At 46.8% G+C, this 26346-nt stretch carries 22 protein-coding genes; 6 read left to right on the forward strand and 16 right to left on the reverse strand.

Annotation, left to right across the window (positions count from 1 at the left end; translation table 11 throughout):
- Positions 1-69 precede the first annotated feature (69 nt).
- Positions 70-2109 (forward strand): flagellar filament capping protein FliD, encoded by a 2040-nt coding sequence (gene fliD / locus ACZ5GY_RS06980; protein WP_213691868.1) that lies wholly within the window; start codon positions 70-72, stop codon positions 2107-2109.
- Between the two features lie 140 nt (positions 2110-2249).
- Here the strand turns inward: fliD and ACZ5GY_RS06985 are convergent, their stop codons facing one another.
- Positions 2250-2942, reverse strand: coding sequence for a response regulator (locus tag ACZ5GY_RS06985; protein ID WP_213691867.1), 693 nt, complete (start codon positions 2940-2942; stop codon positions 2250-2252).
- Between the two features lie 188 nt (positions 2943-3130).
- On the opposite strand from ACZ5GY_RS06985, the gene ACZ5GY_RS06990 reads away from it, so the two are divergent.
- On the forward strand, positions 3131-3910 hold the full coding sequence (locus ACZ5GY_RS06990; protein WP_213691866.1) for a PP-loop family protein: 780 nt from the start codon (positions 3131-3133) through the stop codon (positions 3908-3910).
- 4 nt (positions 3911-3914) lie between these two features.
- On the forward strand, positions 3915-5672 hold the full coding sequence (locus ACZ5GY_RS06995; protein ID WP_213701251.1) for a PEP/pyruvate-binding domain-containing protein: 1758 nt from the start codon (positions 3915-3917) through the stop codon (positions 5670-5672).
- A 75-nt stretch (positions 5673-5747) separates the two neighbouring features.
- Here ACZ5GY_RS06995 and ACZ5GY_RS07000 read toward each other — a convergent pair whose 3' ends face one another.
- The 4 genes from ACZ5GY_RS07000 to ACZ5GY_RS07015 all read right to left on the reverse strand — a co-directional run bounded on the left by ACZ5GY_RS07000 (position 5748) and on the right by ACZ5GY_RS07015 (position 9168).
- On the reverse strand, positions 5748-6695 hold the full coding sequence (locus ACZ5GY_RS07000) for a SufB/SufD family protein (protein WP_213691864.1): 948 nt from the start codon (positions 6693-6695) through the stop codon (positions 5748-5750).
- Complete coding sequence (locus ACZ5GY_RS07005; RefSeq protein WP_213691863.1) at positions 6688-7425, reverse strand: ABC transporter ATP-binding protein; 738 nt, start codon at positions 7423-7425, stop codon at positions 6688-6690. Before ACZ5GY_RS07005 ends, ACZ5GY_RS07000 begins: the two co-directional genes overlap by 8 nt.
- A gap of 42 nt (positions 7426-7467) precedes the next feature.
- Positions 7468-8865, reverse strand: a complete 1398-nt coding sequence (locus tag ACZ5GY_RS07010; protein ID WP_213691862.1) for a glucose-6-phosphate isomerase — start codon at positions 8863-8865, stop codon at positions 7468-7470.
- Positions 8866-8931: 66 nt separating this feature from the next.
- Positions 8932-9168 (reverse strand): glutaredoxin family protein, encoded by a 237-nt coding sequence (locus ACZ5GY_RS07015; protein ID WP_307879864.1) that lies wholly within the window; start codon positions 9166-9168, stop codon positions 8932-8934.
- Between the two features lie 263 nt (positions 9169-9431).
- On the opposite strand from ACZ5GY_RS07015, the gene ACZ5GY_RS07020 reads away from it, so the two are divergent.
- The 3 genes from ACZ5GY_RS07020 to ACZ5GY_RS07030 are packed head-to-tail and all read left to right on the forward strand — an operon-like array spanning position 9432 to position 11942.
- The gene (locus ACZ5GY_RS07020; protein WP_213691861.1) at positions 9432-10268 is read left to right on the forward strand and encodes a sulfide/dihydroorotate dehydrogenase-like FAD/NAD-binding protein; all 837 of its coding nucleotides are present in this window, start codon (positions 9432-9434) and stop codon (positions 10266-10268) included.
- Positions 10268-11683: an NADPH-dependent glutamate synthase gene (gltA, locus tag ACZ5GY_RS07025; protein ID WP_213699730.1), complete on the forward strand. Its 1416-nt coding sequence runs from the start codon at positions 10268-10270 to the stop codon at positions 11681-11683. Before ACZ5GY_RS07020 ends, gltA begins: the two co-directional genes overlap by 1 nt.
- Before the next feature lie 43 nt (positions 11684-11726).
- A complete protein-coding gene (locus ACZ5GY_RS07030) occupies positions 11727-11942 on the forward strand; it encodes a DUF255 domain-containing protein (RefSeq protein WP_213699731.1) in 216 nt (71 codons plus the stop codon).
- Positions 11943-12060: 118 nt separating this feature from the next.
- Here ACZ5GY_RS07030 and fusA read toward each other — a convergent pair whose 3' ends face one another.
- The 11 genes from fusA to miaB form a co-directional block, all read right to left on the reverse strand.
- Entirely contained in the window at positions 12061-14142 is a 2082-nt protein-coding gene (gene fusA / locus ACZ5GY_RS07035) for an elongation factor G (RefSeq protein ID WP_213699732.1), read from the reverse strand.
- 163 nt (positions 14143-14305) lie between these two features.
- Entirely contained in the window at positions 14306-15778 is a 1473-nt protein-coding gene (gene gatB, locus ACZ5GY_RS07040; protein WP_213699733.1) for an Asp-tRNA(Asn)/Glu-tRNA(Gln) amidotransferase subunit GatB, read from the reverse strand.
- Positions 15778-17247: an Asp-tRNA(Asn)/Glu-tRNA(Gln) amidotransferase subunit GatA gene (gene gatA, locus ACZ5GY_RS07045; RefSeq protein WP_213699734.1), complete on the reverse strand. Its 1470-nt coding sequence runs from the start codon at positions 17245-17247 to the stop codon at positions 15778-15780. Before gatA ends, gatB begins: the two co-directional genes overlap by 1 nt.
- A gap of 1 nt (position 17248) precedes the next feature.
- Positions 17249-17542, reverse strand: coding sequence for an Asp-tRNA(Asn)/Glu-tRNA(Gln) amidotransferase subunit GatC (gene gatC, locus ACZ5GY_RS07050; RefSeq protein ID WP_213699735.1), 294 nt, complete (start codon positions 17540-17542; stop codon positions 17249-17251).
- Positions 17543-17544: 2 nt separating this feature from the next.
- Positions 17545-19599: an NAD-dependent DNA ligase LigA gene (ligA, locus tag ACZ5GY_RS07055; protein WP_464111696.1), complete on the reverse strand. Its 2055-nt coding sequence runs from the start codon at positions 19597-19599 to the stop codon at positions 17545-17547.
- 15 nt (positions 19600-19614) lie between these two features.
- Positions 19615-21135, reverse strand: a complete 1521-nt coding sequence (gene lysS / locus ACZ5GY_RS07060) for a lysine--tRNA ligase (RefSeq protein ID WP_464111697.1) — start codon at positions 21133-21135, stop codon at positions 19615-19617.
- The gene (locus ACZ5GY_RS07065) at positions 21120-22139 is read right to left on the reverse strand and encodes a tRNA dihydrouridine synthase (protein ID WP_464111698.1); all 1020 of its coding nucleotides are present in this window, start codon (positions 22137-22139) and stop codon (positions 21120-21122) included. Before ACZ5GY_RS07065 ends, lysS begins: the two co-directional genes overlap by 16 nt.
- Positions 22120-22887: a type III pantothenate kinase gene (locus tag ACZ5GY_RS07070; protein ID WP_213699739.1), complete on the reverse strand. Its 768-nt coding sequence runs from the start codon at positions 22885-22887 to the stop codon at positions 22120-22122. The genes ACZ5GY_RS07065 and ACZ5GY_RS07070 overlap by 20 nt, the downstream gene beginning before the upstream one ends.
- 47 nt (positions 22888-22934) lie before the next feature.
- Entirely contained in the window at positions 22935-24356 is a 1422-nt protein-coding gene (locus ACZ5GY_RS07075) for a ComEC/Rec2 family competence protein (protein WP_464111699.1), read from the reverse strand.
- Complete coding sequence (locus tag ACZ5GY_RS07080) at positions 24353-25024, reverse strand: helix-hairpin-helix domain-containing protein (protein WP_464111700.1); 672 nt, start codon at positions 25022-25024, stop codon at positions 24353-24355. The genes ACZ5GY_RS07075 and ACZ5GY_RS07080 overlap by 4 nt, the downstream gene beginning before the upstream one ends.
- On the reverse strand, positions 25017-26339 hold the full coding sequence (gene miaB / locus ACZ5GY_RS07085; protein WP_213701257.1) for a tRNA (N6-isopentenyl adenosine(37)-C2)-methylthiotransferase MiaB: 1323 nt from the start codon (positions 26337-26339) through the stop codon (positions 25017-25019). The genes ACZ5GY_RS07080 and miaB overlap by 8 nt, the downstream gene beginning before the upstream one ends.
- Between the last annotated feature and the right edge of the window lie 7 nt (positions 26340-26346).

The following is a 26346-nucleotide window of genomic DNA, read 5'->3' on the forward strand; positions in this document are numbered from 1 at the left end:
ATATATTAAGAAATATAGCGCGCTACCCGATACATATTATGAAACCAATATATTCAAGGAGGAATAGCCATGGCAGATTCTAGTGAGCCTCTCTTTACTATGCCTGGTGTTGCTAGTGGTATGGATTGGGGAAGTATGCTCGATAAAGTGATGGAAAAGGCACGGAAGCCTGAAGAAGTCTGGCTTGAGCAGAAAGATACCCTTGAGTTGAAAATAGATCTCTATAAAGAACTTTCCGCTTCTATTAAACAAGCTCGAACGGCTTTGACTCCTCTAAAACTCGAGTCTACTTATCTTAATAAACAGGCAGAAATGGTCGTTCTCAGCGGGGGATCGTCAAGCGATGCCATTGTAAAAGCTACAGTGAAATCAACAGCAGCCATTTGTCGTCATGAAATAGAGGTTATTCAGAAGGCCACGAAAGAAACTCGCTTCGGTGCTCGTATCGAAGACAAGATGGAAGACCTTGGTCTTACGGAAAACCGCATTTTCTACATTTCAGCAGGTGGAAAACGGGCAAAGATAGAGATTACCCCAAGCGACACGCTTCAGAAAGTTGTAGATAAAATCAACGGAGCCACAGATATAACCCTTAATGCAGACGGTGAAGCAAAGGGAGAGCCACTGCCCATCGTCGCAAAAATTCTTGACAACAGGCTTGTTCTCGAAAGCACCGAAACAGGACTTGGAGAAAAAACTTTCGAATCAACTATTACACGGGGCGCCGACGGCGAGCCAGATCTATTAGACTTTTCCATAGACAAGCAGGCTCCTGCCAATGGAGCGTTGACTGTCACCCAGGCTGGCATAACCTATATTGAAGGTGTTGACTTCGAAGTTTCTCAGGGCGGCAATGAGATTACATGGCTCGCTGGCGGAAACAAACCGGCAGAGGGCATAAAATATAACGTTTCCTATAAAGTAAACGCCAATGTTTACACCTTTGATACTGAAGGAGAGGCAGACGGAAGCATTATCAACATTCTCGGACTGGATAGCGCTGATGCCAGAAATTACATCCCCGCTCAAGATGCAGAGCTTGTCATCGATGGAATGAGCATAACCCGATCGAGCAACACCATAGAGGGCCTCATTGACGGTGTAACCCTTGATGTGGCGGGACCAGGCACAGTCATGATGGATGTAACCCTTGACGCCGAGAAAGCTGTTACATCTACAGAGGAGTTTATAACGGCCTACAATGACATTATGGACTGGATCAATATCCGTCTTTCCGAGGAACTGGTTGAAGACCCAGCTTCTGACTTCGAACGAAAATGGGGCAAGCTTCATGGAGATTCGACACTTTGGCAAATCAAAAGCCAGCTGCGTCAACTATTGGGAAGTTCCGCTCCTATCCCGTTCAACCAGAGAACCGGTACAGAAGCTATTCTCGGAACAATGGCCGACGAAGGTCTTACAAACGATACGGCCTTCTCTATTACCATAGATAACAAGAGCACTTCCATAGTCGTGAAACCTGGCGACACCGTACAAAATATAGCCGATCGTATTAATAGCTCCAGTGAGCTTCGCTACGATTCGAATGGAGAGCTTCTCTCCCCGCCTCTTGCCACAGCAAGAGTTACAGAAGGCCGCCTTGTTATTACTGCTGCAAGTAATAAACAAGCGACAGTTTCCGACTCAAGCGGAGTATTGGGACTTTTAGGTCTCAACGATCCCTACACACAGCTTTCTCAGCTCGGCATTACTACTGAAAAGGCCGACTTCGGAAAGAGCGGAAAACTGGAATTCGATACAGATAAGTTCATGACTGGCATGAAAAAGGATCCTAAGGCTGTGGAACAGTTCATGACGAATGTTATGAAAAAACTCGACGAAGCCATGGACGGACTTACCAGTTCTTCCACTATCGCCACTGGCGGAACATCTCAACCTAAGGGACGTATTTCCAGTCAGATATATTCATGGGAAACAGAAGTAAAATCGATAGATAAGCGAATCAGCAAATTCGAAGACCAGCTTTCTGAAAAACAGAAACGAATTTATAAGCAATATACGGCAGCAGAGCAGCAACTAGCAAAACTACAACAGCAGATAAGCTGGCTTTCCAGCGTATCAACGCAACTTGCGTCACAAAGCCAGTAATTCAACAGGAGTTATGCGTCGCATAAAACGGACAATATAACAAACACAGAGAAGAGGGCTTGTTGTTCAGCCCTCTTCTCTGTGTTTACACCTTTCATTTACGCATTCCAATCATTCAGTTTACTGATTCAGACAGAATCTTACTTCGATGATAAAGAACCGCTAATAACCTGCCGTAAAGAATCTGGTTGCAATTGTGCAAAACCAATGCGCCACGCCAAAATCGCTGCCTGAGTTCTATCGCGCAAGTCAAGCTTCTTTAAAACGTGACTTACATGATTCTTAACTGTTTTCTCAGAGAGAACCATCTTGGCTGCCACTTCGGAATTGCTCAGCCCCTGTGCAAGCCAGTATAATATTTCCTTTTCCCGGGGCGTCAATTCATAAAGCTGATCATTTTCCTCTTTGCGTCTTGAGAATGAAGTCAATAGTTTTCCCGCAACTCGCGGGTCTACGTACGGTTGATTACGATTGGCAGAACGAATTGCCGATAACAATTCCACTCTGCCCGAAGCTTTAAGCACAAATCCTAAAACACCCGCTGAAGAAAGAGCTGAAAGACTATCCTCATCATCGTAAGCACTCACGGCAACATATTTAATGGCATGAGTATAACTGTTCAATTCCCGTACAAGCTGAATTCCGTCTATTTTAGGCATATTGATATCAAAAAGAAGAACATCCGGCTCTTTCTCTCGCACGACTTTTAAAGCTTCTTCACCATCTCCAGCTTCACCAATTACATCAATATCAGACTCAAGTTCCAGAAGTTTCTTTACGCCATCTCGAAAAAGCCTATGATCGTCAGCTATAACAAGGCGTATGGAATCCATGGCTCCACCCCCATAAAATACTCTGTGAGTCTTTACATATCCATGACAAATGTCTCTATGATATATAGACCTATGATATAGTTTAGGTACTTTTACAAAAAAGGAACCGTACTTACATCTTCGGGTTGATTAGGTCTATAGACCTAATTATATACCATAATGATCAAAGGAGCACTTAAAGAAAGAACATGACGGATAATTCAAAAGAAATAGTCAACCTTCAGCTTCAACCAATGCTCCGTAAACGCTTTGGAAAAGCTCTCGGCAATTTTTCTATGATTAAAGATGGAGACAAGATCCTCATCGGACTCTCAGGGGGCAAAGACAGCCTTGTTCTTTTAACAGCCCTGTCCGCTTTCCGCAAAAGATCTCCCCGCCACTTCGAACTTGGAGCCTGTACCGTCGATATTTCAGGGGGAGAGATGGATACACAACCTCTTTCCGATCTTTGCGATAAACTTCATGTCGAACATTTCGTGACGATTTACCCTATTTCGGAGATAATAAAGAGACGAAATGAGAAATCGCCCTGCAGTTTTTGTTCCAATCTCAGACGAGGCATTCTGAGTTCCGTAGCTGTGGAACACGGATATAATGTACTTGCCTTGGGACACAATCTCGACGATGTATCGGAAACAGTTCTTATGAACCTCTTTCAGACAGGTCGCTTTAAAAGTTTCAGACCCAAGTTTTGGCAAAGTCGCACAGGGTTGTGGGTTATCAGGCCACTCATATATATTGGGGAAAAGGAACTTAAAAAAGAAGCGTTGCGTTTGAAATTACCTATCACACCTGAAATTTGTCCCTTTTCGCTCCATACGCAACGAAGTAAGACACGTTTGCTTATAGAACAGTTAGAGCAAGAGAATCCGAGCATAAAAATGAATATTATTCACGCTCTTTCGTCAGTGCGGTCATCGGATGTATGGGGCATAGAGCAAGAAGATTGCGAGAAGGAGAGACGATAAAGCCGTGAACGATAAGACAGCAAACGAAAAGACAATTAGTGAGTATTTTGCGTGGGATCCACAAAACGACCCCGACTTTTCTTCTCTTATTGTAGGGGAAGGAAGTATCGGAGGAAAAGGTCGTTCCCTCCTCTTTGGCTTTCGCAAGATTCGAGACAGCGTTGATCCCGATCTACAAGAACATGTAACTATTCCTGTCTCACTCTTTATAGCTGTAAGCTCTTTTCGTGATGTTATTCGCCAGATTCCCAACCTTGAAGAACTTCAAAATGGGGATCCTGCCCAATTGGAAGAAGCCTTTTTGCGCACCACGCTGCCTGAAGAGGTACGAGGCCATCTGGCTGCTTTCCTGAGCAAAATGACAGACCCCATTATTGTCAGAAGCAGCAGCATACTCGAGGATTCCCTCAAATATTCCTTTGCGGGAAAATACCTCTCTCTCTTTGAAATAAATGGGGATGCCCCGTTGGAAGAACGTCTTGCCCGTGTCGAAGAGGATATTAAGAAAATTTACGCACGAACCTTTTTCCCCATCGCCACAGCGTACAGAAACAAGCATAAACTCGGAAATGATGAAATGGGAATCATTATAATGCGCGTTGCCGGAAAGTGGCGCGGAAACTACTACTATCCCACCATGGCCGGCGTCGGATTCTCTCGGTACTACAGACGGTGGACAACCCGTATTAAGTCGGAAGATGGCATTATTCGCCTCGTCTTCGGTATGGGAACAACAAGCACTAAGCGAGGGTACGCCAGAACCTTTTCACTGACAATGCCCTGTCTCCGCCCGGAGGGACAAAATCCATTTAACGTTATGCGGCACTCACAGGAGCATTTTCAGGTCGTAGATAAAGAGAAAGGAGAGCTTGTCACCGTTGATATAAAGCAGATATGGAAAGACATAGCTCCCTATCACGAGTGTTTCCCCGACTATGCGCAGATATACCGTTCCGACGACGAGGGAGGCTACTTCTCCCCTATGGCATCACGAATAGGATCCATCGTAGAAAAAGGAGACAAGATCTGCTTCACTTTTGAAGAGTTTGCATGTCGCTCAAAGCACTTTTTTGAAAGGATGAAGAAGATTCTTCAACTTCTCGATCATGCCATGGGCGTTCCGGCAGATGTGGAATTTGCCTACCACCCAAGAGAAGATATTGTAGAGATAGTCCAGGCCAGGCCACTGTGGCTAAGCGATACCTTTGAGAAGAGGATTCCCGATCTTTCAGACAAGAAGGTTATTCTGCAAGCTGACCGGATGGTAACAAATGGCGCTCGGGAAAACATACCTCATATTGTGCTTATAGACCATCACCTCTACTCCAGGGAACGTCGTTTCTCAGATATTGCCAGAGGCATTGGAGAGGTTAATCAGAGCATGGGGGATAAGAACTTCATTCTCGTAGCTCCAGGACGTGTGGGATCGAGCAACCCCCTTCTAGGTGTGCCTGTACAGTACGATGAAATAACGAAGTGTTGCTGCATTGTGGAAGTCGGTATTCCCAAAGAAGGCTATATGCCCGAACTCTCTTTCGGAACCCACTTCTTTACTGACCTTGAAATTGATGGCATTCTCTACATGCCAGTCTATAAAGGAGACAGAAATAATATTTACGATGAGGAATTCTTTGAGACAGCTCCATATGCATTGGGGCCTCACCCTGCCATCCGCATCTATACGGGATCTTTCTCCGTCTATACAGATGGAGACCACAACAGAGGAATTGTCATCGTCAATTCTGTAACGAAGCCAGTATAAGAAGAAGCCTTTCCCGTCGAGGAAAGGCTTCTTAATTTTAGTTTCAATATGTTCCCGTTCTCTGCCGGCAAAAAGCTATTTCAAAAGGCCCGAAACAATCATGTCTATAGCTTCGTCGGAAGTAAGTCCCTTCGCCATGAGCCCGGCAATTTTATCATCAGCAATACGGCCAATAGCCGCTTCGTGAGTCACTTCCGCTTCCGGATGAGATGCCCTCACCACAGGCGAGGCATCGGCTATGGCATGTCCCTGAACAACTTCAGTACAATCGACGTGCCCCTTCGCACCAGGAGCAGCTCCGTCGATCATGCCCATGAAACTGCCTACGCTATGATCTTTCAATACGGTTCTCGTCTTTATGAGAGCGGAGCTATTCTTCCCTGAAAGCTTCACGACATCCTGAATTTTTACAGAATCATCGGCCTTGCCGTAGACCTTCGATGTCAGCTCGACGCGGCTTCCTTCACCGACAGCATCTATATCTATATCTATGTCGAGAGAGCCGACCTTGCCTTCGACAAGAGTAAAATCATTAACGTAACGGCCTCCCTTATTAACCTTTACCTTCGTTACAGGACGAACTTCCATCTGACTTTCAGGACCATGATAGTGAAGTTCTTTGTAAGAGACATTCGCACCCTCGCCCACTTCTACCGTTCCTTCCATGGCGTGGAGAAATTTCTCCGCATGAGGGAAGACACAATGAGCGAGAAAATCAACTTTCGCTCCCCGTCCCACAGTAATGTGGCTCTCGATAACCTGACGGCCGTTCTTGCGAACATCTCCGAAACAAAGATGGACAGGCTCTACGAGCTGCACACCTTCCTCAATATCGATGAGAGCCTTTACGCCATCGTCTGTCTCGTAGGCTTCAATATGAACTCCCTCAATTTCATGATAATCTACAACTTTATTGGCGTTGATAAGGGCGTAGGCACCTTTTTTATGGTCAAAATGGTCGTATCCTGGCGTGCTGGCAGCAATTTTCAATATTTCCTGAAACTCTTCACTGATCTTAGCCACGGCGCATCACCTCTCCCACTTCACAACCATCACAGGGACGGCATTGAGACATAAAGTATCTCTTTACCGCTCCGGCACTCCCCTCAAGAATAATGCGGCCATCGCACATAAGATACGAACGATCACATCCAGCCGCCACATCTTCGCGGTGAGTAATAACCATGACGCCGCTCCCCTGATCGGCAAGCAGACGCAACAGCCCCAGAACCTCACGAAGGGCCAGGAGGTCAACTCCGGAATCAGGCTCGTCAAGAATGGCAAGGCGAGGCTTCATGAGATAGATAGAGGCCAACTCTATTCTTTTACGCTCACCACCAGAGAGGCTTTTGTCGATTGCCCGGTCAAGGAATGTCGTATTCATCTGAATAAAGTCCATGGATTCTTCTAAATCTCGTTCAGAGCACCCTTTTGTTCCTGTCCGCAGATAGTCTCTGATGCTAATACCCTCATACCGTGCCGGAAGCTGCCACGCAAGTGTTAATCCGGCCTTCGCACGATCGGTAATCGACCATCTTGTAATATCTTTTCCAAGAAAGGTGATAGAACCTTTTACGGGAATATAATCGGGCAATCCCATAAGGGCATAGGCAAGACTCGACTTTCCCGCTCCGTTCCGTCCGAGAACGCCGGTTACTTCCCCGCTTTCAACTTTTAAGCTCATATCTTTCAATATAGTCGTGTTTTCTCTACGAACTGTTATAGAGTCAACACTGAGAAGAGTCGTCCCCACGCTTTCCCCAACTCCTTCTTTTTCAAATTCACGTGTATTGTATCACTTTTCGCAAAATGGCACGGTAATGATTCGGGAAGAAAGAACTTTTGAAAAGGAGTTCACTTCCTGTTTCTCTTCGTCGAATCCCTCTCTTCCCATTAGTCCATAGGTATATCGCTTTCCCTGCTCCACTCCCGGCTGATTGAAGGGATTGATCTCCATAATCAAACCGGTAAGGGCCGTCACATATTCCAAAAGGAAAAGAACTGCTCCAAGATAGAATGGGTCAAGAGTAGGAATCTGCAACCAGAGAACTGGACGACCTGCCTTGACCAGAGCCGACGCCGTAGAAAGCTCTTCTGCTGAGCGAAGCTTATGCATGGATTGACCAAAAAGGTATGAGAGGGGAAGAAGACTTTTTTCATCCCCCTGAGGAATCTCAAAATCATCTTTCACATCTTGAACGTTCAGAAACATAAATAATTTATCATCAGGACCCTCTGTATAAAGTTGCAGTTGAGAATGCTGGTCTATGGTTCCCAAAGCTTTTATGGGAGTGGAACCGCGCCCTTCCTTGCCGAGACTCTCACCCCACAGCTGGGCAAACCATTCGCTCAACATGGAGAGACGGTCGATATAGGGCATGAAGACGAGCATATTTCGCCCACGTTTCGCGTGAAGCCATGCCAGAGCAGATATAATCCACGCAGGATTTTCTTCAATATTTTGGGTAGCAGCCAAAAAGTCAGACATCTCGCGCGCCCCCGCAAGAAGACTCTTGATATCAATACCAAGAGACGCAGCAGAAAGAAGGCCCACAGAAGACAAGACAGAATAACGACCGCCTACTCCCTTGGGAATGGGGAGAACAAAGCATCCTGTCTCCTGGGCAAAGGCCCGTAAAACACCCTTTTCGGGATCTGTAATGACTACTGTTCGTTTTGCAGCCTCTTCCGCCCCTAGTCTTTCTTTTAACTTGTTCCAGAAGAAAAGAAAGTTGGCCATGGTCTCTGCCGTAGTTCCTGATTTGCTTACAACAATCAGAGCTGTATTCTGAGGGTCTACGTTATCCCATATAGACTTGTTCTCTTCAGGATCTACGTTATCTGCCATATAAAAACGAGGTCTGGATAGATTATGAGCAGAATCGTTCCAATAGGGGGGCAAAAGCGCATTATGAAGCATGAGGTTTCCTAAAGCGGATCCTCCAATGCCAATTTGAATAACGTCACTCATAGAAGCTAAATGAGAGGCAATTTCCAAAATCCGAGAAGGGGATTCATAAGGAAGAAGGAGCCACCCTGCACCTTCCATGCCATTTTCCTGGTGGCTCCTCAACAAAGAATCCGCCTTCTGTAAATGAGGCAGTAAATTTCTTACATTTTTAAATGTCACAGCTTCCGGGGCCGAAGGCTCTCCCAGCGCTGCACCATAATGGAATTCAAGACAACCTTTCATACAATGACCTCCCTACATGGAAGCTAAGGTTAGGCCACTATTATATTACGTTCCCCTTATTCCTGGTTACTTCCCTATTTTTTCAAGTTCAGCATCTATGGCAGGTCGGTCAAATCCTACTATATATACATCATCGAACTGAACAACAGGAACGCCCATCTGTTTCGTCTTTTTAACCATATCCATAGCTGCTTCTCTATCTTGGGAAACATCAACGACTTCAAATTCCACGCCTTTTGAAGTAAGATATTCTTTGGCTTTGGTGCACCAGGGGCAAGTGGGTGTTGAATAAACTTTTATCATTATTTATCCCTCCGTTTGAATAGGACTATTTATACCCTCTATGGGTATATTACATAGTTCCCCTTCATTCGTCAACCCTGAGAATAAATCATATTTTTCGTGGTTAAAAATAGTAAAAAAGATGAGGTACTGAATGTAAATATATGGCATAATTTGTATTGACAAAATAAATATAACATATAAGGTATCAAGTTGAGAGTAGATAACACGACCCCTAATAACATAACCCCCAGTATATCTTCGATAAACGAGGAGGAAACAAAGTGTACAAAATTATTTCCAAAAAGCTTGTCGTCCCCAAGGAATTCGACATTTGGGTAGAAGCTCCTAGAGTGGCACGACATGTTCAGCCGGGGCAGTTCGTCATCATCCGTACGAACCCCCAAGGAGAGCGTATTCCTCTCACTGTGGCCGACTTTGACCGTGAAAAAGGTCTTATCCGCATGATTTTCCAGATCGTTGGAAAGACAACTGCCGAGTTTGCCGACATGAAAGAGGGAGACTGTTTAACCGATATTCTTGGTCCCCTGGGAATGCCCAGCGAGATCAAAAATTACGGAACAGTATTAATGATCGGTGGTGGCGTTGGTATAGCCGCCCTTTTCCCAATTATCAGAGCTTTGAAAGAGGCCGGGAACAAAGTTTACACCATTCTTGGCGGACGAACAAAGGATCTTGTCATTATGAAGGAAGAGTGCGAGAAGTACTCTGATGAGCTTCTCATCACCACTGATGACGGATCTGCCGGCATGAAGGGCGTTGTTACCGATGCTATGGTGGAGCTTCATAATCGCGGAATCAAATTCGATCAGTCATGGGCCATCGGTCCTTCCATTATGATGAAATTCTCCTCTTTGAAAGCCAAAGAGTTGAATATTCCCATTTTTGTTTCCTTAAACCCAATTATGATCGATGGAACAGGAATGTGCGGCGGCTGCCGAGTAACCATTCATGACCAGATCAGATTCGCGTGTGTTGACGGACCAGAGTTTGACGGATGGGGCGTAAACTGGAATGAGTTTATGAACCGTATGCGTCAGTACAAAGACGAAGAAAAAATGTCTCTGGAAAAATATAAAGCTGAAATGGGTGAAGAGTAATGGCTTTAGACATAACCCCGAAAAGACTTCCCGTTCCTGAGCAGAGTGCCGAGGAACGTGTTCATAATTTTAATGACGTCGTTATAGGCTATAACATTGAAGAGGCTGTAGCTGAGAGTTCCCGCTGCCTTCAGTGCAAAAACCCTCCATGCGTGAAGGGCTGCCCTGTAGGTATCAATATTCCTGAATTTTTGAAAGCTATCAAAGAGAGAGATCTTGAAGGATCTTGGGAAGCTCTTACAAAATACACCAACCTTCCAGCCGTATGTGGACGTGTTTGCCCTCAGGAGAAACAGTGTGAAGGCGTCTGCACCGTAGGAAGAATCAAAGGCTATGAGCCTGTTTCCATCGGTAAGATGGAGCGTTTCATCGCCGACTGGAAGGGTGAGCACGGCAGCAAAGTTGCCCCTAAGGTTCCTGAACAGAACAAGGGTAAAGTTGCTGTTGTCGGTTCTGGCCCTTCAAGCCTTACAGTTGCTGGTGATCTTGCCAAAATGGGCTACAAGGTCACAGTCTATGAAGCTCTCCACGCCGCTGGCGGAGTTCTTATGTATGGAATTCCCGAGTTCCGTCTTCCCAAAGCCATTGTTCGTAGAGAGATCGAGAACATCAAGGCTCTTGGCGTCGAATTTCAGACCAACGTTGCTGTAGGACGCAGCGTAACTATTGAAGAGCTTAAAGATAACTATGATGCCGTCTATATTGCAACTGGTGCCGGTACCCCTCACTTCATGGGCGTTCCCGGAACAAGCTTGAACGGCGTATATTCTGCAAGTGAATATCTCACACGTATCAACCTTATGCACGGCTACGAGTTCCCCAAATACGATACTCCTACAAAACAGTCTGAGAAGGTTGTCGTTGTTGGCGGCGGAAACGTTGCCATGGACGCGGCACGCTCCGCTCTTCGACTTGGAGCCAAGAGTGTTCAGGTTGTCTATCGTCGTTCTCTTGAAGAACTTCCTGCCCGTATTGAAGAGTACCATCACGCAGTTGAAGAGGGAGTTGTCTTCAACTGGCTCACCAACCCTGTTGAGTATGTTGCTGGCGAGAGTGGTAATCTTGTAGGCGTAAAATGTGTACGTATGGAGCTCGGTGAGCCTGACGCATCTGGCCGCCGCCGCCCCGTTGAAATAGAAGGCAGTGAATTCACAATCGAAGCAGACACCGTTATCGAGGCCATCGGACAGGGCCCCAACAAGGTGTTGCTAAGCGCCTTCCCCGAACTTAAGCTGAACAAACGTGGCTACATCGAAGCTGATCCTGAAACTGGTCAGGCTGATCCTGACTGGGTCTTCGCTGGTGGAGACATCGTCACCGGAGCAGCAACAGTCATCCTTGCCATGGGTGCAGGCAAAAAGGCTGCCGTCGCTATCGACAAGTACATCACTGAGAAAAAAGCTGCCGGCAAGTAAGGGAAACGTGCTTCTAAATTAAAACATAAGGAGGAATGCTGAGATGTCTATTGATGAGAAAAAAGCTGCCCGTTGGGAAGAATTCAGAGAGCAAACGTTAGAAATAGCAGCTCGGCGCAACAGTCCGGAGTTTGACGCGTATATTGGTTCTTTAACTGAACGAGCATGGAAACATGTCATTTCTGAGGGGAAACTTGATACTCAAAATGCAGAAGCTACCATGTGGAAATTCTTTTGTGAAGACCAAAAAAATCGCTAACTCAACGTTTTAGCAAACCTCCACACACCTTACGTTTCAAAGAAAAGCAAGAGAGGGACTGATTTTTCAGTCCCTCTCTTTTTTTATACATAGTGAACAGCATTTCAGACGCTATTCGCTATTCCTCTTCCTCTTCTTTCTTGTGCTCGGCTATAACCTTCTTGGCCACGTCTCCAGGCACGTCCTCATAGTGGTCGAATTCCATAGAGAACGTTCCACGTCCTGATGTCATAGAACGAAGCACGATAGCGTATTTAAACATCTCTGCCAAAGGAACCTGAGCACGTACAACCTGTAAACGGCCGCGGCTGTCAATTCCAAGAATGCGTCCACGTCGGCTGTTCAAGTCGCCCATTACATCGCCCAGATAATCTTCTGGAACAATAACCTCAATCTGCATAATAGGCTCAAGCAACACTGGGTTGGCGTCAAGAATACCTTTCTTAAACGACATGGATGCTGCGATTTTAAAGGCCATTTCAGAGCTATCTACATCATGATATGACCCGAAGAAAAGTTCGGATTTAAAATCAACTGTGGGAAATCCTGCCAAAGGCCCTTTAGTCAATGCTTCACGTAAACCTTTTTCAACGGCGGGAATGAAGCCCTTGGGAATGGCTCCTCCCACGATCTTATCTTCAAAGACAAATCCTGACCCGCGGTCGAGAGGAATAAACCGAATGTGAACGTCTCCGTACTGTCCGCGTCCACCAGTCTGTTTCTTATATTTTCCCTGGGCTTCGGCGGTTTTACGAATTGTTTCCCGATAGGGAACCTGAGGTGTCTTTGTTTCAAGCTCTACTCCATATCGCTCACGGATACGAGAGAGAAGAATCTCTATATGCATATCGCCCATTCCGGAAAGAACATTGTCGCCTGTCTCGGGATTCTTTGCAAAGGTGAGAACAGGGTCCTCTTCCAGAATCTTATGAAGAGCATTGGAGAGCTTATCTTCGTCTGCCCGGCTCTTCGCCATAACAGCTACGCTGTAAACAGGTTTGGGGAATTTAATCGGCGGGAAGATGTATTCGGTGTTCTTCGTTCCCAATGTGTCTCCCACTTGAGTGCTGTGAAGTTTCGGAATGGCAATAATATCTCCAAGAATAATTTCCTTTTCGTCAGCGCCGTCTTTTCCTTTCATAATTTTGAAGGAACTTATGCGTTCTTCCTCTTGTTGGCTGACATTGTAAATAGTGTTCTCACTGGACAGATGTCCTGAGTTCACACGAATATATGAAAGTTTTCCTACATAGGGGTCAACCATAATCTTAAAGCAGAGTGCCGAAAATGGAGCTTCAGGATCTGGTTCGATAGTTAAGGTTTCTTCGCCCTTTTTAGCCTGGCGTGAATGTGATTCCAGAGGAGAAGGAAGCATCGTTCCAATAAAATCAAGAAGATGCTGCGTTCCTACATTAGATGTTCCCGAAACGGGGAGTACCGGATAAATCTGACGTTCCCGAATTGCTTTTCTCGCAACAGAAAGAATCTGTTCTGGAGAAAGCTCTTCGCCGTCAAGATACATCATCATTACTTCATCGTCAGCTTCAACAATCGTCTCAACCAAAGACTCTCGTGCAGCTGCTACGTCGTCTGCCATATCAGCAGGAATATCGCATTCTTTGAAAGAACCTGTCGCGTCTCCTTCATACATATAGGCTTTCTGATTCAAAATGTCGATAACTCCCTTGAAGGAAGCCTCTTTGCCTATGGGAAGGAAAAATGGAACAGCCTTTTCTGTAAGCTGTTTCTGAATATCTTCTACTGTTCTGGCAAAATCCGAATGTTCGCGATCAAGCTTACTGATTGCAAATGCTACAGGAATACCAAAATCTTCTGCAAATTCAAATGCTTTGCCTGTTTGAACCTCAACACCATGAAGACCGCTTACTACTGCTAATGCCGAGTCTGAAACTCTCATTGCTGAACGCATATCACCTATGAAGTCAGCAAACCCCGGCGTGTCAAGAAGATAGAATCTTTTCCCGCTACGCTCAAGTGTAACAAGTGCAGTATTGATGGAAATCTGTCGCTTCTGTTCTTCGGCTCCGAAGTCTGCAACGGTGTTGCCATCTACGACATTCCCCATACGACTAATGTCACCATTAGCAAAGAGCATCGCTTCAACAAGGGATGTCTTTCCGGCCCCACCGTGAGCCACAATGGCAACACTTCTAATGTCTTCAGGTTTGCGCGTTCCCATACCCTACTACCTCCTCTAAGACGTCCGACTGCCTCCCTCTCTATTCTCTTCCGGTCAGCAAGCCGGCAGATTTATATCTTCTTTACATTGCTTTATCTTACGCATTGCTATTACGATAGTCAATAAAGAAGAGGGCAGGGAATACATTCCCTGCCCTCAATCATTATTCTTCCAAAAGTTGAGCCAACACAGATGCCGCCTCTTTGGGGTCAGCTTGTCCCCGTGCTTCCTTCATAATCAAGCCTTGGAGGAACTTTTGCTTTTTCCCCTTCTTATCTTGTCCCGTCTTGATGATTTCAACGACATCGGCATTATTTTTCAAAATATCGCGAACCATATTTTCAAGGTTCGATCCGGAAATGCCGCCTTCCTCCACTCCACACTCCGACATAGCTTCTTCAAGAGAAATTCGACGAGCTGCCATCATGTCGAAAACCTCTCGCGCCGCTGTTGTCGATATCTTATTATCGTCAACTTTAGAAACGAGCTGGGCCAAAACCGCAGGCTTGATGGGGAAGTCCTCAATTTCGATCTTCTGTTCGTTCATGATGCGAAGAACCTCTGTCCGCACCCAGTTTGAAGCTCTCTGAGGGCTTGCTCCCGCCTTGACACACGCTTCATAGAAGTCGGCAAGAGGAATATGCTCTGTCAGAATCATAGCGTCAGTTTCGTTCAATTTATAGGATTTTTCGAAACGATCCACTTTCTGCCAAGGCAGTTCAGGCATAGTCTCTTTTATTTTGTCTACATACCCGTCAGGAAGAAGCAGCGGAGGCAAATCCGGCTCCGGGAAGTATCTGTAATCGTGAGCCTCTTCCTTGCTTCGCGTAGCCATAGTCACACCCTCTACGTCATTCCAGTGCCGTGTCTCCTGAGTGACAGTTTTACCCTCGGCCAAAAGCTGGCTCTGACGTTTGAATTCGTATTCAAGTGCTCGCTCAAGAGCGCGTAGCGAGTTCAGGTTCTTTACCTCGGCACGGTCTCCCCATCGTCCGTCAGAACATTTCACCGAAATGTTGGCATCGACACGAAGAGAACCTTTTTCCATATCTCCGTCAGAAACACCAAGATAACGAACAAGCTGGCGAAGACGGGCCACATACTCTTTCGCCTCTGCAGCAGAGCGGATATCCGGCTCTGAAACAATCTCTGCCAGAGGAACACCGCCTCTGTTGTAATCGACAAAAGACTGGTCCGCACCTACAAGACGGCCGTCACTTGCTTCATGAACAAGTTTACCTGCATCTTCTTCAAGGTGAAGTCGTGTAATACGAACGTGATATCGTCCGCCATCCTCTGTTGGAATCTCCACATAGCCCTTTTCAGCTAAAGGAAGATCGTACTGGCTGATCTGATACGCCTTGGGCAGATCTGCATAGAAGTAATTTTTTCGGTGAAATCTCGTCGCTGTATTTACTGTGCAGTTCAGGGCCAATGCTGCCTTAACGCCATATTCAACAACTTTGGCATTGAGTACGGGAAGGCTTCCCGGCAACCCCAGACAGACAGGGCAAACATTCGTGTTCGGCACGGCACCGATGTAGTCAGTGGAGCACGAACAGAAAATCTTACTCTTCGTTGCCAACTGCACGTGAATTTCAAGACCGATAACAGGTGTAAAGGTCAATTCAGACATTAGCAAACACCCCCTTGGGCAATAGGAGCGGTTCCATAGGCTTTTTCGTGAAGGGCCGCTATGGAAAGCAAATCCTCCTCACCCCACCATGATCCGATAAACTGAACACCAAGAGGCCGGCCATCTTTTGAGAAGCCAGCGTTGAGAGAGAGACCGGGAAGCCCCGCCAGGTTTACAGGCAACGTAAAGACATCCGCCATGTACATCTGAATAGGATCGTTCACTAGTTCTCCCTTACGGAAAGCCGGTGTGGGCGCTGTGGGAAGAAGTATTGTATCTACAGACTTAAAGGCGTTTACAAACTCTCGTTTAATAAGCTGCCGCACTTTCTGAGCAACAAGATAATAGGCATCATAATAGCCGGAACTCAACACATAGGTTCCAACCATAATACGACGTTTGACTTCCACTCCGAAGCCCTCGGCACGTGTCTTCATATAGAGATCGATCAAAGACGCCGCATCTTCACTTAAGCCGTAGCGAACGCCGTCAAAACGGGCCAAATTGGAGCTAGCTTCCGCTGGAGCAAGAATGTAATAGCAAGGAAGTCCGTACTCGATCATTGTGGGAAGAGAAATCTCGACAATTTCAGCCCCCTGCTCCTTACAAAACTTCACTGTTTTGTCGAAAGCTTCTTTGATTTCCGGATCCAATTTGTATCCCAGAGTCTCTTTAATAAGACCAATCTTCCGTCCCTTCAAGGAATCCGCGCGCAGAGCCTTTTTGTAATCGGGACGGGAACGACGGCTACATGTGGAATCATGATCATCTTTCTGTGAAATAACATCAAGCACGAGTGCCATATCTTCGGCAGTTCGTGTAAAAGGTCCGATCTGATCAAGAGATGAAGCGAAGGCGACAAGACCACGACGGCTTACAAGGCCGTAGGTCGGTTTCAGACCGTATATACCGCAGAAAGCGGCTGGCTGACGAATAGAGCCGCCTGTATCGCTGCCAAGGCTGAAAGGAACATATCCGGCAGCAACAGAGGCCGCACTTCCGCCAGAACTACCGCCTGGAACGCAATCCAGTTTCCAGGGGTTCGAGGTTACGCCGTAGGCCGAATGCTCAGTTGAGCCGCCCATGGCAAACTCGTCAAGATTCGCCTTCCCCATGAGGATGGCACCCGCTTCATCGAGAAAATCGACTACGGCAGCATTATAGGGAGGCTTCCACTGTGCAAGAATTTTGCTCGCACACGTAGTTGGAATGCCTTTGGTGCACATATTGTCTTTCACAATAAAGGGAACCCCGGCAAGAGGACCAAGTTTTTCTCCTGACGCCAAAGCCTTATCCACTGCTTCCGCCTGAGCCATTCCGCTCTCTTCAGTAAATGAAAGTAACGCGGATATGCGAGGTTCCAGCATCTTAGCCCTATTCAGGCATGCTTTAAAAACTTCACTTGCCGAAAAGGTGCGGTTCTGAAGGCCTTCTATGATTTGCGCTACTGAAAGCTCAAAAAGTTCCATGCTAATCCTCCTCCACTATACGAGGCACTCTGAAGAAATCTCCATGCCGATAAGGAGCTTCATCTAAAGCATCTTCCCGCACAGAACTCTGCACCGCTTTATCCTCTCTCCAGGGGATTTCTTCGTCAACTTTCAATGCAAACGCATCTATCCCTTCGAGATCAAGTTCGTTCAGCCTGTTAAAATATCCTAATATTTCTTCGAAATGCTGGTGCATAGCCTGAACCTCATCGTCTGTGATCTCAAGACGAGCCAAGGCTGCAACATGTCTAATATCATCTGCTGAGACTGCCATGATCACTCCTCCTTCGCTGAAATATGTTTATCTTCGAATGATTCTTCTATATAGGGACGAATCATCGTTAAAAACTCTTCTTCATCTATAACTTTTACGCCAAGCTCCCTGGCCTTTTGAAGTTTGCTTCCGGCACCAGGCCCCGCAACGACTATAGATGTCTTTTTGCTCACGCTGGAGGAACTCGCCCCTCCCAGATCTTTCACGAGAGCTTCGGCATCGGCCCTGGCCATGGATTGGAGTTCACCGGTAAAAACAAAACGCTGGTTTTCAAAGGGCGTATCCTCCCTTGACGCTTCTTGCTTCTCTTCCATCTGAACACCGGCTTCCTTGAGGCGGCGAATCATTTCCCTGTTAGACTCGTCGTCAAAAAAGGCCCTGATGGACGCCGCGATCTTAGGTCCTACGCCTTCAAGAGACGAAAGATCCTCTTCCTTCGCTGAGGCAAGGGCATCTAAGCGACCGAAATGGTCTGCCAGTATTTCCGCAACCTTCTTTCCTACAAGAGGAATGCCCAGAGCGGTAATCAGATTGGAAAGTGATCTCTGTTTTGACGTATCGAAAGCCTTTAAAAGTTTATCTGCCGATTTTTCGCCCATACGTTCGAGAGAAAGAAGCTCCTCTCGACTGAGAGCGTAGAGATCGGCCATATTCTTAACCATATTCTTTTCGACAAGCTGCTCTATGAGCTTATCGCCAAGGCCACGAATATCCATGGCGGCACGAGAGGCAAAATGGGCCAATCCTTCTCGAAGCTGGGCAGGACACGATGCCTTGTTGGGACACCGCAACGCCACTTCGCCAGGTATGCGAATAACGTGAGAACCGCACACCGGACAGGTGTCAGGCATGAGGAATTCCTTCTCATCTCCAGTACGCTTCTCAACAAGCACCCGCACAACTTCGGGAATAATCTCCCCGGCCTTTCGAACAGCCACTCTATCTTTAACGCGAATATCCTTGCGCCGTATCTCATCTTCGTTATGCAGGCTTGCCCGCTTAACGATGGTTCCGGCAAGATGAATCGGCTCCAGATTGGCCACAGGGGTAAGAACGCCTGTGCGGCCTACTGAAATTTCGATGTCAAGAATCTGGCTTTCCTTCTCTTCCGGCGGATATTTAAAGGCAATGGCCCAGCGAGGCGATTTAGCCGTATATCCCAGGTCTCCCCACAAATCCACAGTATTGACCTTCAAAACCACGCCATCAGTGCTGTAAGGCAAGGAAAAACGCCCTTCCCGCCACTTTTCTATAAAGGCATCAATCTCATTCCGAGTGGAACAGAGTTTCCAGGCCTTCTGAACGGGAAAACCAAGATGCTGAAGCCACTCCAGTATCTCCTTTTGAGCCGATAGACCGTACTCCTGAGGCTGAGACACATAATAAAGGAAAATCGAGAGCTTCCGTGACGCCGTAATCGTCGAGTCGAGCTGCCGCAAACTTCCGGCAGCAGCGTTCCGGGGATTGGCAAAAAGCGGTTCCTCAGCCTCTTCACGAGCCTGATTCAGCGCTGCGAACTGCTCTCTCATCATGAGCACTTCTCCACGGACTTCCAGCCGTCCCGGAACTTTTTCGCGAAGACGAAGGGGTAGCGAACGGATGGTACGCAGATTTTCCGTTACATCCTCGCCAATTTGACCATCCCCACGGGTTGCACCTCGCACAAAGACCCCGTCTTCATAGACCAGTGAGACGGCCAGACCATCTATTTTCAATTCGCAAAGATAATCTATATCGTTCAACCCTAAGGCTGATGAAACTCGATCTGCAAACGACCACATTTCATTCTTCGATAAGGCATTATCGAGGCTGAGCAGCGGCGTCTCGTGAATTACCTTTTCAAAATGATCTAAAGGAATGCCTCCTACCCTGTGGGTGGGAGAATCAGGATCGTCAAATTCAGGGAAGAGCTTCTCTAAAGAAAGAAGCTCTCTCAAAAGGGCATCATAGACATCATCCTCTATTTCAGGAGAGTCCAGAACATAGTACAGATAAGCGTGATGGTTGAGTTCTTCCCTTAAAGCTTCAATACGCTTTTGAGCCTCGTTACGATCCACAAAAACAGCCTCCTCTTACGCTTTTGGACGCATTGTCGGGAACAAAATAACGTCCCGTATGGAGCGAGAGTCAGTAAGGAACATAACTAAACGATCTATTCCAATGCCAAGACCGCCAGTTGGAGGCAGTCCGCACTCGATAGCATTAATAAAGTCTTCGTCAAAGGCATGAGCCTCTTCGTCTCCCTCTTCTTTCTTGCGAAGCTGATCGAGGAACCGCTCTCTCTGATCGAGAGGATCGTTCAATTCACTAAAGGCATTAGCCACCTCGGAGCCATAGATAAAGAGCTCGAAACGGTGGGTGTAATCAGGATTCTCGGGATCTCTCTTCGCAAGAGGAGAAATCTCCGTCGGATGTCCCAAAACAAAGGTAGGCTGCACAAGCTTCTCTTCGACAAAGGCCTCAAAGACCTCGTTAAGAACGCCAAAACGGCTCTCTGTACCCTTAAGCTCAACGCCCTTTTCTCTGGCAATCTTGCGTGCATCTTCGTCTGTCTTTATGGTGTTGAAATCAATGTCTGCATATTCTTTCACGAGATCCAGCATGGATACTCTGCGGAAAGGCTTGCTGAAGTCAAGTTCAACGCCCTGGTATGTAACAGTCTGCTCGCCTACGACCTTTGCCGCGTTGCGTATAATCTCTTCGGTAAGATCCATCATATCGTTATAGTCAGCATAGGCCCAATACACTTCCATGGTTGTAAATTCAGGGTTGTGTATTGTATCTATGCCTTCATTTCTAAAGTTCTTACCAATTTCAAATACCCGCCCGAACATTCCTACGACAAGGCGTTTGAGGTAGAGCTCCGTAGCAATACGAAGATACATATTGGAATCAAGGGCATTATGATAGGTAACGAAGGGGCGCGCATTAGCTCCTCCTGCAAGAAGAGAAAGAATGGGCGTCTCCACTTCGAGAGTTCCATGATCTACAAGAGTCTTTCGTATAGATGCGATGATGGCAGATCTCTTTCTAAAGGTATCTTTCACATCGGGATTTACCATCAGGTCAAGATAACGCTGACGATAACGAATTTCAGTATCCTTCAATCCATGCCACTTCTCAGGGAGGGGACGGAGAGCCTTCGAAAGAAGGGTGCACTCCTTCACCAACAGGGTAAGTTCTCCCCGTCTCGTTCTGAAGGGAATACCGACGATACCCACAAAATCTCCACCATCTATCCATTTTTTGGCGAAATTATAGGCTTCTTCTCCCATGGCGTTAAGCTGGAAGTAAAGCTGCATAGTATCAGTTTCGTCTTGAAGATTTGCAAACATGGCCTTACCATGCTTACGAAGGGTCATCATACGACCGGCAATAGTAAGGTTTGCGTTCTCATCAGCTTCGTCAACACCGAGATGATCGAAACGTTCCCTAATATCTTTAAGGAAATCAGCGCGTTCCCAGCGCTCTATGAGGTACGGATTGTACCCCTCTTCCTCTACTAATCTTTGAAGCTTATCTTTTCTCTGGCGGAATATTTCTTCCTCTGGCAGAGCAATCTCATCTGTCTTGTTTTCTACATTGGCCGACACAACACGTCTCTCCTTTCAAAATAGTGCTCGCAGCCGCTCATGAGTCTTCGAAGTTCGTCCCAGCCATGGAAGCTGGCGCAATCCCTTCGAAGTTCTGCTATTCCTGGAATGCCTTTAAACATACCGGAGAGAAGCCGCTTTATCAATATTTCAGCCAGTCTGGAACTGGCCATTTCTGCAATGTGGTCCCCCAATTCAATAAGCAAGGATATTTGCAACTCTATGGAAGGACATAACAATCTATTATCCACCGAAAAGCCTAAAGTCGCCAGTGTTTGGGGAAAAATAAAAGGATCTTTCAACGCCCCCCGGGCCATAAACACTGAAACACACCCCGCATTCAGATATTGGAGGGCATCTTCAGGTTCAAAAACGTCGCCACTGGCGCTTATTTTTCCGGGAAAAAGTTGGGCTAGTTTCATAACAGACTCTTTATCGGCCGTTCCTGAATATCGCTGGGCCGGAGTTCTGCCGTGCACACAAATATTATCTGCACCAGCCTCTAATAGTTTCTCACAAAACATTTCTGTTGAGAGCGGGGCACGATCTGAGCAAATTCGTACTTTGCCCCAGACGGGGAGATTGAATTCCTTCAATGCCCTCACCATGGAAACCGCTCTATCGGGATATTGAAGTAAACGAGACCCGGCTCCCTTTTTAAGAACTTTAGGCATGGGACAAGCCATATTGATTCCAACGGCAGCAAATCGCCCATGCGCCTCCTGCTCAGCCTTACAGGCCGCTGCATAGAGAGTGTCTGTATCGCCGGCAAAAAATTGCAAAATCACCGGATCCTCTTTCTCACAGACGGCAAGCATGTTCTTCGTCTTCACACTACTGCGGATCAAACCGGCACCACTGATCATCTCCGTATGAACGGCAGCGGCTCCAAGTTTGCGGAAAAAGGCTCTCATCGGAGGAATGGTTATACCGGCCATGGGAGCTAAGATAAGAGGTGATTCGAGGGGAACTCCTCCAACAACCTTAGGAAACGTTTCTTTCATATATTATCCGCAGTCCTTCCAAGGTAAGCCATTGATCTACAGTTTCAATGGTCTCAGATATTTTAGCGATAGCCTCTGCATGACCGCCTGTAGCGATAACACCACAACGGCATCCCAGAGTCTCCCTTGTTTTTCGAACAAGAAAATCCACCAAACCGGCATTTCCAAACATAAGCCCAGCCTGAATGGATTCCATGGTATTGCTTCCTATAACACTCATCGGAGCCTCCAAAGAGACTTGAGGCAGCTTCGCCGTGCGGCCAAAGAGAGCTTCCATTCCTGAAACAAGGCCTGGTGAAATGGTGCCACCCAGATAGGCCCCTTCCTTCGAAATAATATCGAGAGTAATGGCCGTTCCGAAATCGATGACGATCAGCGGAGCGCCATAACGTTCACGCCCTGCCACAGCATTGACCAGACGATCCGCCCCAACTTCGTGCGGAGCACCATAAAGGATGTCCATGCCTAAATCCAATTTATACGAAACGCGCAAACAGTGAACGTCGTTAAAGTAACGGGATACGCCTTCCTGAATTACACTGTCTAAAGAAGGAACGACACTCGATAGAATAGCTCCGTGTATCTCTCTATATGGTATAGACGCAAACTGCAATAAGTTGCGTAAGTAGATTCCAAGTTCATCAGATGTATGTCGTTCAGAAACAAGCCGCCAGTGAGCTACAAGACTATCATTATCGTAGACACCCACAACTGTCGTCGTGTTTCCTACATCTAAAACAAGTAACATGCCTCTCAACCTCCATAACTCTCAGTCTCAACTCTTAATCTTAAATACTACATCAAAATCAATATCACAACACATTGTAACAGTAATGCCGTCGATAGAGAACGCTTCCACGAAAGCCGAATGGATCGAGCAAGAAACAAGGGTAAAATTCCAGCGGCAAAAGCTCCCCAGAAGGGGCTCCACGAGACGTGGCAGGGAACAAAACGAACAATCGTATCAGCACAAAGTTCCCAAAGATAAAAGAGCCCTTCAGCGGAGCGGGAAAGCCAATATCCGCCAGGGATAGCCAGTAACGACGGCAAGACCAAAAGAGAGCTCAGAGGATATAAAACGCCAAAAATAGCACCGGCAAAAGTGTTCATAACAACTCCCGCCAAGGGGACACTCCCCCAGACCGCGGAAACCAGCGGAAGAGTAGACACCCAAATTGCAGGACTCACACTACACCACCACAGAGGAGAAAGTCTTCTCTCAAGGGCTGCGGCAATAATCAAAGCCGCTATTATAGAAAGACGCCATCCCAAATCCCAAAACCAGAAGGGACGCCATAAAAGAAGCAAGAGTCCCGCCAGTGAAACGGAATTAACAGGTGACGGAGGTCGGCCAAATAAGCGCCCTAAAAGAGCTATCTGCATCATAATTGCAGCTCGTATCGCACTTGGAGCCGCTCCAGTCAGGAAAATATAGCCCCACAAAGCACCAGAAACCACGAGCTCCCTTTTCTTTCCTGCGGGAATAAGAAGCCACAGGCCTGAAACAAAAAGAGCAACGTGAAAACCGGAAACAGCCAATAGGTGGCTCGTCCCCCATTGCTGATGCTTAAAGCTCAACACTGGAGATTTCAGACCGGTCCAACAGGCCAGTATGTACCCTCGCGTACGGGGAGGCAATGTCAAAAGAATACGCTGTACGAGGGCATTTCTCCACCCAATGGGCGACATCCAGCGAGATGAGCCAAGCAACGAAACATCTTCTGGAATAATCTCGCCAACGGCTCCGCGGGCTTTCCAATATAGGTCCTCTCGAAAGGAATTATCCTTATCTGACGGAAGTTCGAGCAGTATCCCCGATAATTTTATTTTATCTCCAGGAAGAAGTTCATACTGGGGCCCTACTTTTACCATAACCCGACCTACTGAGGTTCGAAGCAAAAGAGCCCTTCTTCCTCCCCAGGAACGCTCGTAAAGAACAACGCCCTGCCCTTTGTATCTCTCTCCGGCATGGTCAAAAGGCTCAGACACTCTCAGGCAAACTCCCATGCTGCCAATTCCCGCAATAAGAAGAAGTCCTGTAGCGGCCTTCCAATAATCGGGAGCATCTCTGTCAGTAAAAAGGAAAAGCAACGCCAGAGTGCCAAGCATGGCCAGTAAAGAATCCCATATCAATGACACGCCACGTTGCTGAACAAGAAGGGCCAGACATATGCCGGCAAAGGGAAAGAGGGCCGGCATTCTGCCGAGAGCTGTCATGAACCTATCGTAACCAGTTGACGTATCTTCTCGAATTTTGCAGGGCCAATACCTCTCACCCTCAACAGATCCTCAACGACCTCAAAGTCCCCTTGAGACTCTCTGTAACTCACTATAGACGCTGCTGTCTTGGGACCAACTCCTGGTAATGCCTGTAATTGTTCCTCTGAAGCACTGTTAATATCAATCTTCCTATTTATATCCCTTTCTTCTGCACGAGACGCGACAGCCCCATTCAAAGAAACGGAAGACGTCCCCTTCGTCTGAACATCCTCTTTGGGAACCTCGCCACGAGCCGGCACGTGAATGTGCATCCCATCCTGTAACGGCGTCGCAAGATTGATAGCTTCGTGATCGGCCAGTGAAGAGAGCCCGCCAGCCATATCGACAACCTGATAGACTCTCGAATCAGCTGGAACGTGGTAGACACCAGGCTTTTGAACACACCCCGTTATATATACGACCCACTCGTCTTTTTCCTCCACAGGTTGCTGTTCCATCGGCTGCGGTTCCTTCTCCACTCTGGCAACAGGCAGGGGCCCTGCAACAACAGTGGGACGGCCTGCCTCCCATCGTCCTGAAAAAGTGGTAATCAGCAGACCTGCGAAGACGAGACAAAGAATTCCGGCGGCGAAGAAAAAGAGCGCCTTCGTTTTTTCTTTAGTCAACGATATCAATCACCTCTCCGTAAAGGCACCAATTATCAGCAGAAGTAATTTTTATAGTAGCAAAATGACCGATAAGGTCTTTTCCACCCTTGATAATAACAACTTTATCAGTAGGAGTACGACCCTGAACCAATCCTTCTCCCTTCGGAGCAACATCGTCAATAAGAATCGAATACGTTCTATTTACAAGGCTCTGGTTGATTTCCGAAGCTATGCGAGACTGTATTTCGTTAACGATATTGAGACGTTTCATCTTTATCTCCTGAGGAATCTGATCTGGCATTGTAGCAGCCACTGTTCCTTCACGGGGAGAATATGCAGCTGTATGAACAAGATCGTAACGGAACTCGTGAAGTGCCGCTACAGAATCCTGAAAGTCTTCCTCTGTTTCCCCTGGGAATCCTACGATAAGGTCGCTGGTCAATCCCACTTCTGGCAGAGCGTTGCGAATGATAGAAACAGTCTCTCTATACTTTTCAAGAGTGTATTTCCTGTTCATTTTCTGTAATATGCGCTCGCTCCCCGACTGTATGGGAAGATTTATCGACGGACAAATCTTCGGGTAACGAGACATAACCTTGACAATATCCGGCGTAAAATCTTTCGGATGAGAGGTTACAAAACGAATAAGAGGCAGATTCTCAATATTAGCTACATCGCGAAGAAGGGATGAAAATGCGTAGCCATTATCAAAATCAAGACCATAACTGTCGACATTCTGACCCAAAAGAGTTACCTCTTTTATGCCATCGGCAACAAGTTTCTCAACCTCTCTGATAATTGACTCTGGAGATCTGGAAACAAAACGCCCTCGCACATAGGGGACGATACAATATGTACAGTAGTTATCACACCCATGAGCTATAGTCACATAAGCCTTCCATGGATTCACTCTTTTAATAGGAGGAACCTCAAGGTCAATAAAGGCTCTGGGGTCCTCATCAAGAAGAGAGATACACTCCCCTGCCATTACTCGTTCGCATGCCTCAGGCAGATTTCCTATATGACGGGGACCTCCCACAAGGCGCACCCATGGAAAACGAGTCATCATGGCCTCTCCCAAACGCTGGGCTATACAGCCGGTTACAGCAACATAAGGTTTGCTTTTCTCATTCCAGCTATCACCGTAACGACCGAGTTCGCTCCACACTTTATGTTCAGCTTTGGCCCTGATACTACAGCCATTGAAGATAACCAGATCGGCCTCTTCTTCCTCTACCTCTTTCCACCCTTTTTGAATAAGGGCTGTACGAAGTTTATCGCCATCATAAACGTTCATCTGGCAGCCATATACCTTTAATGCAAAACGATACACACGTATT

This window comes from Aminobacterium thunnarium (genome assembly GCF_055390565.1).